The organism is Sorangium sp. So ce836 (assembly GCF_028553905.1).
Lineage (GTDB): Bacteria > Myxococcota_A > Polyangia > Polyangiales > Polyangiaceae > Sorangium > Sorangium cellulosum_D.
Genome location: NZ_CP102233.1, coordinates 12,214,052 through 12,226,546, shown reverse-complemented (window position 1 = coordinate 12,226,546; position 12,495 = coordinate 12,214,052). Strand labels below are relative to the sequence as shown.

Below are 12,495 nucleotides of genomic sequence, written 5' to 3'. Positions count from 1 at the left end.
ATTCCCTCGATCGATCTAAATTTCTCGCGACGCCGACATTTTTCTTCTCGTTGTCGGCAACGGGGCGCGTTCGCCCGAGGACACAGACCTCGACACCGGGTCGGAGCGCGCGGCGCGCCCCAAGGGGGCCTGGGTGGACGGAGCGCGCTCCGGGATTGAGCGCGCTCCGGGGTTGAGCGCGCTCCGGGGTTGAGCGTGTGGGGCGAGCGTCGCGCGGGGAGGCGGGCTCGGGTGCTGCTGCGAGCTCGGGGGCGCCCGCGAGCGCACCTCGCGTCGGCGTGCCGCTCAGCGCATCCCGGTGCCCGGGAGCGGCTGGAACACGTTCGCCCGGTACCACCGGAGCTCCTCGATCGACTCGCGGATGTCGTCGAGCGCGCGGTGGATCTCGCGCTTCTTCGGCGCGGCGCGCGTCGGATACCACCGGCGCACGAGCTCCTTGAGGGTGGAGACGTCCACGATGCGGTAGTGCAGGAAAGAGAGGAGGTCCGGCATGTAGCGCTGCAGGAAGGCGCGGTCCTTCCAGACGGAGTTGCCGCACAGCACGGCCGTGCCCTTGTCGCAGTGCGCCTCGAGGAACGCGCGCGTCTCGGCCTCCGCGTCGCCGACGGAGAGCGTGGAGGCGCGGATGCGCGCGAGCAGCCCCGAGCGCTCGTGGAGATCGCGGACGAAGTCGCTCATCCCCGCGAGCACGTCCTCGGGCTGGTGGATGACGAGGCACGGCCCCTCGGCGACGACGGTGAGGTCGGGCTCCGTGACGATGGTCGCGATCTCCACGATCGCGCACGAGCTCTCGTCGAGCCCCGTCATCTCGAGATCGACCCACACCATGCGCTGCGACCGGTCCGTCATCGGCGGCGAGCATAGCCGATCCGCGTCGGTTCAGGGCCACCGAGACCCGGCGCGAGCGGGCTGCCCCGGGAACGGGTCGTGTGCTAAGGCAGGGCCGGACACCCAGCGCGGAGGCCTGTCATGCGAGACGTTTTCATCGTGGATGCCGTTCGCACGCCGCGCGGGCGCGGCAAGGCAGGCAAGGGGGCGCTCTCCGGCGTACATCCCCAGGAGCTCCTCGCGCAGACCCTCAACCGCCTCGCCGAGAAGACCGGGATCCGCAAGGACGACGTGGAGGACGTCGTCGTCGGGTGCGTGACCCAGGCGGGCGAGCAAGGGGCGTGCGTCGCGCGCACCGCCATCCTCGCGGCCGGCTGGCCGGACGGCGTGACCGGCGTGACCGTCAACCGCTTCTGCGGCTCGGGCGCGCAGGCGGTGAACTTCGCGGCGATGGGGGTCATGTCCGGCCAGCAGGAGGTCGCCGTCGGCGGGGGCGTCGAGAGCATGTCGCGCGTGCCGATGGGCTCGGACGGCGCGCCCCTCGACGGCAACAACCTCGCCCTCCGCAAGAAGCTGGCGATGGTGCCGCAGGGCATCTCGGCGGACCTCATCGCGACGATCGAGGGCTTCTCGCGCGAGGACGTCGACCGCTTCGCGCTGGAGAGCCAGCACAAGGCCGAGCGGGCCGCGCGCGAGGGGCGGTTCGCGAAGAGCCTGTTCACGGTCGTCGATCTCGACGGAAAGCCGCTGCTCGACCGCGACGAGCACCCGCGCGCCGGGGCCACGATCGAGGCGCTCGCGAAGCTCGAGCCGGCGTTCGCGGGCCTCGGCTCGACCCCGATGGGCCCCGCCGGCGAGACCGTGGACGAGCTGGCGCGCTTGCGGTACCCGCAGGTGACGTCGATCGAGCACGTCCACACGGCGGGCAACTCGAGCGGCATCGTGGACGGCGCGGCGGTGGTGCTGCTCGCGTCGGGCGACTACGTGAAGGCGCACGGGCTCAGGCCGCGGGCGAGGCTCCGCGCCACGGCGACGGCCGGGGCGGAGCCCGTGATCATGCTGACGGCCCCGGCGCCCGCGTCGGAGCGGGCGCTCAAGAAGGCGGGCATGCAGGCGCGCGACATCGATCTCTGGGAGATCAACGAGGCGTTCGCCGCGGTGCCGCTGCAGACGGCGCGCAAGCTCGGCATCGACCTCGACCGCGTCAACGTGAACGGCGGCGCGATCGCGCTCGGGCACCCGCTCGGCGCGACCGGGGCGTGCCTCGTCGGCACGGCGCTCGACGAGCTCGAGCGCGCCGATAAGGCGACCGCGCTGATCACGCTGTGCATCGGCGGAGGGATGGGCGTGGCGACCATCATCGAGCGGGTGTGAGCCGCTCCGGCGCCGCGATGGGGGTGCCCGACGATCATGGGAGCGGCGCCCATGAGCACCCGCGCCGGGGCGACGCTCCGCGCGGCGAGCTGCGCGCGCACGGCCATCACGGCGCGTCCGGCCACGACCATGATCACGACCACGACCACGGTCACGGCGGCCCGCGGCACCACGACCACGATCACGACCACCGGCGCGCGCCGCTCCGGCGGCTCGTCGCGGCGTTCGCGCTCACGACGTCGTTCCTGTTCGTGGAGGCGGCGGTCGGGTGGTGGTCGAAGAGCCTCGCCCTGCTGGCCGACGCGGGGCACATGCTCGCCGACGCCGCGGCGCTCGGGCTCGCCATCATCGCGCAGCGCATCGCGGCGCAGGCGCGGACGCGCGCGCGGACGTACGGCTACCGGCGCGCCGAGGTGCTCGCGGCGTTCGCCAACGGCATCGCGCTGGCGCTGACGGCGATCTGGATCTTCATCGAGGCGGTCCACAGGTGGCGCGCGCCGCAGGCGGTGCACGCCGAGGCGCTGGCGGTCACCGCGGCGCTGGGGCTGATCGTGAACGTGGTCTCGGCGCTGCTGCTCTCGACCGGCGAGCGCGGGCACAACATCAACACGCGGGCCGCGCTGGCGCACGTGCTGTCGGACGCGCTCGGCTCGGTCGGCGCCATCGCGGCCGGCGTGCTCATCCTCGCCTTCGGCTGGACGCGGGCCGACCCGGTGATCAGCGCGGCCATCGGCACGCTCGTGCTCTGGGGCGGCTGGCGGCTCGTGCGCGACACGTCCCGCGTGCTGATGGAGGGCAGCCCCATCGAGATCGACCTCGCCCACGTCGAGGACACGATCCGGAGCGTGCCCGGCGTGCTCGACTTCCACGACCTGCACGTCTGGTCGATCTCCGACGGCTTCAACGTGCTCACGGTGCACGTGGTGCTCGCCAAGGGGCACCACGGGACGGACGTGGCCGCGGCCGTGGGCCGGCGGCTGCGCGAGCGGCACGCGCTCGACCACTGCACGATCCAGCCCGAGCCGCTCCACGAAGAGCGCCTCGTGACGCTCAGGCGCCCGGGCGCCGGGGCGCCGCGCGGCGACGTGCCCGCCGGCGACCCGAGCGGCGACGTGCCCGCCGGCGACTCGAGCGGCACGTAGCGGCGGGCGCGGCCGGTCAGAGCTCCCCGAGCAGCGCCTCGGCGACCTCCGCGGGGGACTTTCCCCGCTCGTCGACGGCGACGTTGAGCTCCCGCATCCGCTCCGCGCCGATCTTGCCCTCGAGCCCCCGCAGCGCCTCGATCACCTCCGGGTGCTCCCGCGCGAGCCGCGCGCTCGCGAGGACGACGGCATCGTAGGGCGGTATCGCCCGCCGGTCGTCCTCGAGGACGCGGAGGTCGAACGACACGATCCGCCCGTCCGTCGAGAAGGCGCTGATGACGTCCACCTCGCCCGCCCTCACGGCCTCGTACATGAGCGACGGGTCCATGCTGCGCTGCCTCGCGAACGCGATCCCGTAGCGCTGCTCGACCGTCTTCCACTCGGCGCGCTGGAAGAACTCGTAGTCTCCCCCGATCGACATCGATCGCGCCGCGGGCACGAGATCGCTGATGGTCCGCGCGCCGAGCCGCTCCGCGAGCTCGCGCCGCAGCGCGAGCGCGTAGGTGTTCTCGAAGCCGAGCGCGGCGGCGACCACGATCCCGTGCTCCTCGAGCAGGTACCGCGCGACGCCGCGGAGCACCTCGCCCCGGTCGGCCGGGGCGTCGCCCCGCTTCATGACCGTCGCCCAGAGCGTCCCGGAGTAGTCCACGTACGCGTCGATCTGGCCCGTCCGGAGCGCGTCGAACGCCACCGTCGACCCGAGCGACTCCACCGCCTCGGTGGGCAGCCCCGTGTCCCGCGCGATCTTCCCCGCGAGGACGCGGCTCAGGATGTACTGCTCCGTGAAGGTCTTCGATCCGATGGCGATCCGCCGCGCGCCGCCCCCGAGCGCCCCCCGGGCGAAGCCGGCCGCCGCGATCGCGTAGAGCAGGGCGAACGCGCCGATCGCCGCCGCCACGAGGCCCCGGCGGCGCCGGCGGAGGCCGACCTCGAGCGCCCTCACCGTGCCGTCCAGGACCAGCGCCAGCGCCGCCGCCGCCGCGCACCCGACGAGCACGGCCGCCGTGTTGCGCGTCTGCAGCCCGCTGAAGATGTAGTTGCCGAGGCTCTCCGCGCCGATGGGCGTCGAGAGCGTCGCGGTCCCCACCGTCCACACCGCGGCCGTCCTGACGCCGGCGACGATCACCGGCATGGCGAGCGGCAGCTCCACGCGCCGGAGCCGCTGGCCCGGCGTCATGCCGACGCCCTCGGCCGCCTCGATCAGGGCCGGATCGACGCTGGACAGCCCCACCACCGTGTTCCGGAGGACCGGGAGCACGCTGTAGAGCACGAGCCCGATCAGCGCCGGCAGGTAGCCGATGCTCGCCGCGCCGATCGCGGCGAGCGCGGGCACCATGAACGCGAGCAGCGCCAGGCTGGGCACGGTCTGGATGACGCTCGCGACGGCGAGCACCGGCTGCTCGAGGCGGCGCGCGCGCGAGACCAGCACGCCGAGCGGCACGCTGACGCCCGTCCCGATGAGGAGCGCGACGAGCGTGAGCTCGAGGTGCGCGAGGAGGCGCCCGGGGAGCAGGGCGAGCTGCTCGTTCACGGCCGGCGCTCCCCCTCGCCGAGCAGCGCGTCGATGGCCGCCGCCTGCCGCTTCGGCGTCCCGACGAGCTGCGCCACGTACTCGTCCGCGGGCGCGGTCATGAGCTCCCGCGGCGTCCCCACCTGCGCGAGCCGCCCGCCCTGCATCACGGCGATGCGGTCGCCGAGCAGGAGGGCCTCGACGAGGTCGTGGGTCACGAAGATCGCGGTCAGGCCGAGCCGGCGCCGGATCGCCAGGAACGACTGCTGCAGCCGGTCGCGCGTCAGCGGATCGAGCGCCCCGAACGGCTCGTCGAGGAGCATCACCCTGGGCTCGGCGGCGAGCGCGCGCGCGACCCCGACCCGCTGCTGCTGGCCGCCCGAGAGCTCGTCGGGGCGGCGGTCGCGCACGGCCGCCGGATCGAGCTCGCAGAGCTCGAGGAGCGCGTCGACGCGCGCCTGGATGCGCGCCGCGTCCCAGCCGAGCAGCGACGGCGTGACGCCGATGTTCTCCGCCACGGTCAGGTGCGGGAACAGCCCGAGCCGCTGGAAGACGTAGCCGATGCGCCGGCGCAGCGCGTGCGGCGGCTCGCCGGTGATGTCCTTGCCGCCGATCCGGATCGCGCCCGACGTGGGCTCGATGAGGCGGTTCACCATCTTGAGCGTGGTCGTCTTGCCCGAGCCCGAGCCGCCGAGGAGGACGAGGAGCTCGCCCTCCTCGACGCGCAGCGAGACCCCGTCGACCGCGACCGCGCCGGCGTAGCGCTTCGTGACCCGGTCGAGCTCGATCATGCGGCCGCCTCGGAGGGCTCCGGACGATCCGCCGGCGCCCCGGGGCGCGGCGCGGGCGCGCTCGCCCGCGTCACACCCCGCACCCGACGTTGCCGCGCTGGAGCCCGGCGAGGCGCGCGTCCTCGAGCGCCTCGGCCTCGGCGAGGAGCCACCGGAACATCGCGTTCGCGATCGCCCGCTCCTTGCGCGCGTTGAACAGCCAGACGGCCGCGTGGCAGACGTCGGCGTGCACCTTGGGGAACGCGAGGCGGCGGAGCTCCGCGCCGACGAGCGCCGCCGCGGCCTCGTACTGCGCGCGCAGCGAGATCCACTCGCGCCACTCCGAGAGCGCCGGGAGCTCGCGCTTCTCGTCGACGCGGCGCCGGAGGGCGTCGCACGCGAGCTCCAGCTCGGACAGGAGCTCGTCCCGGAGGCGCCGGCGCGTGCGGCCGATCGTCCCGCCGAGATCGTCCCACGCCTCGCGCGGCACGCGCGCCGCCCGCAGCGCCGCCGCGAGGTCCTCCTCGACCGCGCGCGAGAGCGGGCCGAGCGCCGCCTGCGCGCCCGAGGCGCCGAGCAGCTGCGCGCGCTCGCGGAGCTCGGCCTGGGCGCGCTCGTCGTCGAGCGCCGCGTCCCACGCGCCGCCCAGCCGCCGGAGATCATCGCCCGAGACCTTGCCGCGGGGCCGGAGCAGCATCGTCGCGTGGAGCAGCACCGCGCGGCTCCACAGGTCGCCCTCGGCGACCTTTGCGGCGCACGGCTCGGGCTCCTCCGGCTGCGGGGGCGGCGCGCCCTCGCCGGCGGCCAGGGCGCGGCGCACGAGCGGGAGCGTGGCGCGGCGGTGGGGCGCGGCGAGCCAGCGGAGCCAGAGCTCGAGCGCGCCCGGCGCGGGCGCCTCCCCGAGCAGCCGCGCGGCGACGGCGCCGAGCAGCGACAGCGCCCTGCCGCCGCCCTCGCGCGCGCGCTCGAGCACGGCCGCCCAGTCGCCGCGCGAGGCCGCCTCGGCGGCGAGCCAGCCCGCGGCGATGCGGCGGGCCTCGCGGGGGCAGGCGCGCTCGTCCAGGCCGGCGACGCTGTCGAAGAGCGCCCGCGCGCCCTCCACGTCCCCGCGGTGCGCCGCGAGCATCGCGCCGGCGGCGATCCCCGCGCCGCGGAGCGGAACGGCGCTCACCGAGGACGGCGCGGGTCCCGCCCCCGCGCGCTCGCCGCCGCGCTCGATCCGCTCGCTGACCCAGGCCTCCGCCGCGGCGCCCGGCCTCCGCGCGCGGCAGAGCGCCCACGCGGCCGCGAGCGCCGCGCCGCCGCGCCGGTCGGCGCGCCATGTCCAGTCCGACAGCCACGCGGCGAAGTACGCGGCGCGCGGCAGCCCGAGCGGAATGAGCACGCGGCGCGCGACGATCCACGGCGCGATGAGGAGCACGAGCGGCGCGAGCAGCAGCGCGCACCAGAGCTGACCCGCGGCGAGGCCGAGCGCGAGGACGAACGCGACCGGCACGAGGACGATGGTCATCGGGATGCGCCAGCTGCCCGAGCCGAGCACGAGCTCGCGCCACGACGCCTCGGGCCGGGCCCTCCGCGCGACAACCACGCCGATCGCCCGCAGCGCGATCGCGATGCCCAGGGCGGCGCCCCAGCTCACCGCGCCCTCCAGCCGAGGGCCGACAGCGCCTCCGGCCACGGGGCGCGCGGGTCCTCCCCGGGCGGCTCCGGCGGCGGCAGGTCGTCGAGGTCGTCGTCGAGGTCGTCCTCCGGCGGGGGCCTCGGGTCGAGCCGCGCCCAGACCTCGTGCGCGAGGCGCCGCTCCGGGTCGCGGAGGGCGGCCATTGCCTGGCGCACCTTGTCGGCCGTGCGGACGCCGGGGCCGACCGGCGTCGCGTAGGTCGCGGCGCTCGCGAGCTTGAGCTCGAGCATCCCGAGCAGCTTCTGCCCCTCGCGCTCGATCTCCGCGCGGCTCGCGGTCGGCCGCAGGCCGAGCACGTAGAACGGGTTGTCGCGGATGCGGCCGAGCGCGCCGTCCATCAGCGCACCCCCGACTCGTGGCCGAGCCTGCGCTTCTGCGCGTCGACCGGCAGGAGGCGCCAGATCTCCTCGGTGATCGCCCGCAGCGCGGCCGTGTCGCCGCGCTCCGCCGCGCCGCGCCCGTCGCGCACGAGCTTCTGCGCGCGGACCAGATCCGAGGCCTGGTGCGCCTCGGAGGCGGCGTCCTCGAACATCCACACCCACGCCTTCGGGTGCCGCTGGAACGCCGCGCTGCTCAGGTTGCGGACGAGGCGGAGCTGCCGCTGGAGCTCGACCTGGTTCTTCTCGGCGCGCGCCCGCGAGACGCCCTGCGCGGCCTCCTCGAGGAGCGCCTTCTCGGTGCTCGACCCGAGCTGCGAGATCCACACCGACGCGTTCGCGACGGCGGCCTGGGCCTCGGCCTCGAGCTCCGGCCAGCGCTTGTCGGCCTCGGCCTGCTCGAGCAGGACGTCGAGCTCGAGCAGCGCGCGCCGCGCCTTCTGCCCGGCGTCGGCGTCGCCGCCGCGCGCCGCGGCCGCGTCGCGCTCCACCTCGGCGAGCGCGCACTCGACGTAGGTGACCTTGCCGAGCGCGTGCGGCGCGTTCCTGCGCAGGGCGCTCTCGCGCACCGACGCGAGCCGCTCGCGCATGGCCGCGAGCGAGGCGTCGAGCACCTCGGGCGCCGCCTCGGGGACGAGCAGGTGCGCGACGCGCTCGAACACGAGCCCCTGCGACGGGATCAGCGCGCGCGCCGACAGGTGCCCGCCCCGATCGAGCTCGAGCGTGAGCTCGATCGCCGCGCCCGCGGGCAGGGCCTGGGTGAGCCCGCTCCCGTCGATCTCGAGGGTCCCGACCACGCGGCAGAGGTGGGCGACGTCGAGCTCACCCTGCACGATGGGGATCTTCAGCACGCACGCGCTGGAGCCCTTCGGCACGCTCTCCACGCTGTGGTGCACGAACGTCCGCCGGGCCGGCAGCGGCGCGCCCCGCTCGAAGTAGACCCGCACGGAGTTGTCCGCGAGCGCGACCCCGACGGTGCGCGACAGCGGCGGATCGCTGATCGTGAGCCCCTGGACGATGGTGATCGACCGCGGGTGCACCGGCACCCTCGCGCCGGCCGCGGTCGCCTCGACGCGGAACACGTTCGGCCGGCGCGGGAGCAGGTCGACGGTGACCACGAACGCCCCCTCGGCGTCGAGCGGCGCCTCGGCGCTCGCCCAGCCGTCGCCCTCGCGCGCGAGCCGGATCCGCTCGGGCGCGGGCCCCGGCCCCTCCACGACGCGGCCCACCACGTGGGGCGTGAGGTCGCTCGACATCGCCGGGTACTGGAGCCAGAGCCGGCGGCCCTCCTCCGTGGCCCCCTCGGCCCGCGCGAGCGAGGACGCCCGCGCGTCGAGCCCGGCGGTCGCCGCGTAGATGGCGGCCCCCTGCGCGACGAGGGTCATCGGGTCGAGCCCCTCGCCGAACGGCGCGCCCAGCGCGTCCCGGACGCGCGCCCGCAGCGCCGGCATCACGGTCGGTCCGCCCACGAGCACGACGCGCGCGAGCTGCGACGCATCGAGGCCGTGCGCCGCGAGGAGCCGCCGGCAGACCTCGATCGAGCGGTCGATGATCGGCGCGCAGAGCGCGTCGAGCGTGGACCGCCCGAGGACCAGATCGACGTCGACGGGCGCGCCGTCCACCTCGAACGCCCCGGGGATCGCGAGCGCCGCCTCGTCGGCGCGGGTGAGCTCGATCTTGACCTCCTCGACCGCGAGCTTGAGCTTGCGGAGCGCGGCCGCGTGCCGCGGGTCGGCGCGGCTCACGGTGACGCCCTGGGTGCGCGCGATCTCGGCGAGCGCCCAGTCGACGATGGCCCAGTCGAAGTCGCGCCCGCCGAGGAAGTTGTCGCCGTCGTGCCCGACGACGCGGAGCAGCCCGTCGCGCGTCTCGAGCAGCGAGGCGTCGAAGGTCCCGCCGCCGAGGTCGTAGACGAGCCAGCTGCCCGTGGGCTCCTCGGCCGTCCAGCCGGCCGCGAGCGCCGAGGCCACCGGCTCCTGGATGAGCTCGACCCGCTCGAACCCCGCGAGCCGCGCCGCCTCCGAGGTCGCCGCGCTCTGGGGCAGCTCGAAGAGGGCGGGCACGGAGATCACCGCCGAGGCGGGCAGGGCCCCGAGGTGCTCGGCGACGTCGGCGCGGAGCGAGCGGAGCACCTCGGCGGCGAGCTCCTCGGGCTTCCTCGTCACCTTCGCCGCGGCGAACTCGATCGGCTGGGCCGTCCCCATCAGCCGCTTGAACTCCGCGCGGGTGTTCTGCGGATCGCTCTCGAGGAACCGGCGCGCGCGCGCGCCGACCGTGGTCGTCCCGCGCGCGTCGATCCGCACCACGCTCGGGGTGAGCGTCGCGCCCTGCGAGTTCCTGACGAGGGTGACCTTCTCGCCGTCGAAGGCGGCCGCGGTCGAATTCGTGGTGCCGAGGTCGATGCCGACGTAAAGCGGGCGTGCAGCCATCGGTGCAAGGATACACGCGCGGAACGGCGGCCGCCCGGACGAGCCGCAGGAGCCGCTGCGGCGGTGGAAAGCGGGCGATCGGCGAGCGCCGGGCGCCCGCTCACCGTAAGCTTCGCGCCGACGTTCCATCGAGCCCAGGAGCTGACGGACCAGCGCGGCGCGGGTAGAATCGGGCGATGAGCTGTGCGACCCCGTGGCGTGTAGATCCCGACGACCCGCGCGCTCCGACCGTCGAGGTGTGGGAGCAGCTCACGCCCGAGCAGCGCCGCGAGGTCGTGGACAGCCTCCCGTCCGATTTCCCCCTGGACGAAGCCTCGCCGCCCGAGGGCGATCCGCACTGGCACCCGGTGACCCGGGCGCGCACGACGCTCGATCGCTGGTTCCGGCGCGCTGGCCGCCGCGTCTACGTCAGCGGCAACCTCGCGGTGTACTACCCGGGCGAGCGCGTCTTTTCGCCGGATGTCATCGCCGTGGTCGACGTGGAGGTGCACGAGCGCGACCGGTGGGTCGTGCTGGACGGGGGCAAGGGCCTCGATTTCGCTCTCGAGGTGATCGTCCGCGGAAAGCGCAGGAAGGACCTCCAGCGCAACGTGGAGTGGTTCGCGCGGCTCGGTATTCCGGAGTACTTCGTGTACGACCGCAAGCGCGGCTCGCTGCGCGGCTTCCGCCTGCCGTCCTCGGCCGCGAAGGTCTACGAGCCGCTCATCCCCCAGCGCGGCCACTATGCGTCGCGGGTGCTCGGGCTCGATCTCGTCGTCGAGGACGGCAGGCTCCGCTTCTATGCGGGCGACGCCGCGATCCCCGACACCGACGAGCTCATCGACAAGCTGGGCGCCCTGGTCGACGCCGCGGAGCAGCGCGCGCAGGAACTCGAGCTGCGTCTCGACGAGGAGGCCCGCGCCCGCGAGGAAGAGGCCCGCGCCCGCGAGGAGGAGGCCCGCGCCCGCGAGGAGGAGGCCCGCGCCCGCGAGGAGGCCGAGCACCGGCTCGCGGACGCGCTGGCGGAGCTCGAGCGGCTCCGGCGAGAGCGTGGCGGCGCCTGACCCCGCCGGCGCCACGCGCCCGGCGCCCCGCGGTCACCCCGCGAACAGCTGCGTCACCCAGACCCGGCCGCTCGGGTCGCGCACGACGGCCACGCCGGTCCTTCCGTAGCGCCGGTCGAGCAGGTTGCCCCGGTGCGACGGGCTCGCCCAGATCGCGCGGTGCGCGCCCTCGGTCGTGCTCGAGCTGGCCACGTTCTCCCCCGCGATCGTCGCCCTGTAGCCGGCCGCCTTGAGGCGCACCGCCGGATCGCCCGAGCCCACGTCGTGGCCCACCATCTTCGCCTTGATCATCTCCTCGGAGTGCGCCCGCGCCAGCGCGGTGAGCGCCGCGTCGCGCGCGAGCGCCGGCAGGTGCTCCGAGGCCCGCGCGGTGTTCATCATCCGCAGCATCGCGTCCTCGTCGCCCTGCGCCCCCTTCGCGGCCTCCTCGCCGGGCGCGGTCGCGCGCACGTACCGGCCCGGCGGGGCGCTCCCCGCGAAGATCATCGCCTCCAGCACGGGCCTCGGCCCGGTCGACACCGTGGCCAGCACCTGCACCAGCCAGCTCCCCGGCTGGTCGACCGCGAAGCTCGAGCGGAGCCGCGCGCCCGACAGCGAGCTCAGCACCGTCTTGGGCGCGCCCCGCGGCCCCAGCAGCACCACCTTCACCGCGCTCGCCGGCACCCGCATCGTCCCCTCGAGGGTCACCCACTGCCCCACCCGCGCCGTCGTCGGCAGCGGCGACAGATCCGCGAGCGCGTCCACCCCGACCGCGGCCACGATCACCGTCCCATCCGGCTTCCTCGCCTGGGCCACCCCACATCGCCGCACCCCGAGCGTGGTCCAGCCCGCGATCCACCCGTCGAGCCGCGCCCCGATCTCGTCCGGCCCCAGCCCTCGGCCCGAGATCGACCAGCCCCTCGGCCAGGCGTGCGGCGCGCCGGCGGCGCGCAGGGTGAAGGCGAGCTCGTCGGGCGGCATGATCTCCCCTCCCTGGAGCTGCCGCTCGACGTTGCGCCGCGCGACGGCGGCGAGCGCCGCGTCCGCGCTCCCGCAGCGCGCCGCGAGCGCGGCGACGTCCGGCGCGAGCGCCGCGGGCGGCTGCGGCGATCGCGTCGCCGCCTCCCACGTGAGCGCCGGCGGCTCCGCTGCCGCCGCCCCGGCGAAGGTGAGCGCCGCGCCGAACACCCCTCTGGCCCACCACGACCGCATACGCCTCGGCTAGCAGGTTTCCGGACCTGGTGCCCGTCTCCTGCCGTACAGGCGCGCGCGCCTCTTCGCGTCGGACCGCGGCGCGCCACGCGCCACCCGTGGCGTCGGGGAGAAACCCGCGCGGTCCCGCGGTCGGCTCGTGCTACCGTG

At 75.4% G+C, this 12,495-nt stretch carries 10 protein-coding genes; 3 read left to right on the top strand and 7 right to left on the bottom strand.

Translation table 11 applies throughout. The annotated features are described in order from the left end of the window. Positions 1-285 precede the first annotated feature (285 nt). Positions 286-849 carry an oligoribonuclease gene (gene orn / locus NQZ70_RS44660; protein WP_129579674.1) on the bottom strand — a complete coding sequence of 188 codons (564 nt, stop codon included), beginning with the start codon at positions 847-849 and terminating at the stop codon, positions 286-288. Between the two features lie 120 nt (positions 850-969). On the opposite strand from orn, the gene NQZ70_RS44655 reads away from it, so the two are divergent. Further along, positions 970-2,202 (top strand): acetyl-CoA C-acetyltransferase, encoded by a 1,233-nt coding sequence (locus NQZ70_RS44655; RefSeq protein WP_129579673.1) that lies wholly within the window; start codon positions 970-972, stop codon positions 2,200-2,202. Next, positions 2,199-3,344: a cation diffusion facilitator family transporter gene (locus tag NQZ70_RS44650; protein WP_237244620.1), complete on the top strand. Its 1,146-nt coding sequence runs from the start codon at positions 2,199-2,201 to the stop codon at positions 3,342-3,344. The genes NQZ70_RS44655 and NQZ70_RS44650 overlap by 4 nt, the downstream gene beginning before the upstream one ends. Before the next feature lie 16 nt (positions 3,345-3,360). Here NQZ70_RS44650 and NQZ70_RS44645 read toward each other — a convergent pair whose 3' ends face one another. The 5 genes from NQZ70_RS44645 to NQZ70_RS44625 all read right to left on the bottom strand — a co-directional run bounded on the left by NQZ70_RS44645 (position 3,361) and on the right by NQZ70_RS44625 (position 10,111). Further along, entirely contained in the window at positions 3,361-4,875 is a 1,515-nt protein-coding gene (locus tag NQZ70_RS44645; RefSeq protein ID WP_129579672.1) for a glycine betaine ABC transporter substrate-binding protein, read from the bottom strand. Continuing rightward, entirely contained in the window at positions 4,872-5,645 is a 774-nt protein-coding gene (locus NQZ70_RS44640; protein WP_129579671.1) for an ABC transporter ATP-binding protein, read from the bottom strand. The genes NQZ70_RS44645 and NQZ70_RS44640 overlap by 4 nt, the downstream gene beginning before the upstream one ends. Positions 5,646-5,715: 70 nt before the next feature. Then, entirely contained in the window at positions 5,716-7,263 is a 1,548-nt protein-coding gene (locus tag NQZ70_RS44635) for a hypothetical protein (protein WP_129579670.1), read from the bottom strand. Next, positions 7,260-7,643, bottom strand: coding sequence for a hypothetical protein (locus NQZ70_RS44630; protein WP_129579669.1), 384 nt, complete (start codon positions 7,641-7,643; stop codon positions 7,260-7,262). Before NQZ70_RS44630 ends, NQZ70_RS44635 begins: the two co-directional genes overlap by 4 nt. Further along, positions 7,643-10,111 (bottom strand): Hsp70 family protein, encoded by a 2,469-nt coding sequence (locus NQZ70_RS44625; protein ID WP_129579668.1) that lies wholly within the window; start codon positions 10,109-10,111, stop codon positions 7,643-7,645. The genes NQZ70_RS44630 and NQZ70_RS44625 overlap by 1 nt, the downstream gene beginning before the upstream one ends. A gap of 176 nt (positions 10,112-10,287) precedes the next feature. Between NQZ70_RS44625 and NQZ70_RS44620 the strand changes: the two genes are divergently transcribed. Then, positions 10,288-11,154, top strand: a complete 867-nt coding sequence (locus tag NQZ70_RS44620) for a Uma2 family endonuclease (RefSeq protein ID WP_129579667.1) — start codon at positions 10,288-10,290, stop codon at positions 11,152-11,154. A 33-nt stretch (positions 11,155-11,187) separates the two neighbouring features. On the opposite strand, the gene NQZ70_RS44615 is transcribed toward NQZ70_RS44620, so the two are convergent. After that, complete coding sequence (locus NQZ70_RS44615) at positions 11,188-12,345, bottom strand: CAP domain-containing protein (protein ID WP_129579666.1); 1,158 nt, start codon at positions 12,343-12,345, stop codon at positions 11,188-11,190. Positions 12,346-12,495: the final 150 nt, after the last annotated feature.

Bases quoted from the DNA above. Each gene is read 5' to 3' on its own strand.
- orn (WP_129579674.1), bottom strand. From the start codon at position 849: ATGACGGACCGGTCGCAGCGCATGGTGTGGGTCGATCTCGAGATGACG.
- NQZ70_RS44655 (WP_129579673.1), top strand. From the start codon at position 970: ATGCGAGACGTTTTCATCGTGGATGCCGTTCGCACGCCGCGCGGGCGC.
- NQZ70_RS44640 (WP_129579671.1), bottom strand. From the start codon at position 5,645: ATGATCGAGCTCGACCGGGTCACGAAGCGCTACGCCGGCGCGGTCGCG.
- NQZ70_RS44630 (WP_129579669.1), bottom strand. From the start codon at position 7,643: ATGGACGGCGCGCTCGGCCGCATCCGCGACAACCCGTTCTACGTGCTC.
- NQZ70_RS44625 (WP_129579668.1), bottom strand. From the start codon at position 10,111: ATGGCTGCACGCCCGCTTTACGTCGGCATCGACCTCGGCACCACGAAT.
- NQZ70_RS44620 (WP_129579667.1), top strand. From the start codon at position 10,288: ATGAGCTGTGCGACCCCGTGGCGTGTAGATCCCGACGACCCGCGCGCT.
- NQZ70_RS44615 (WP_129579666.1), bottom strand. From the start codon at position 12,345: ATGCGGTCGTGGTGGGCCAGAGGGGTGTTCGGCGCGGCGCTCACCTTC.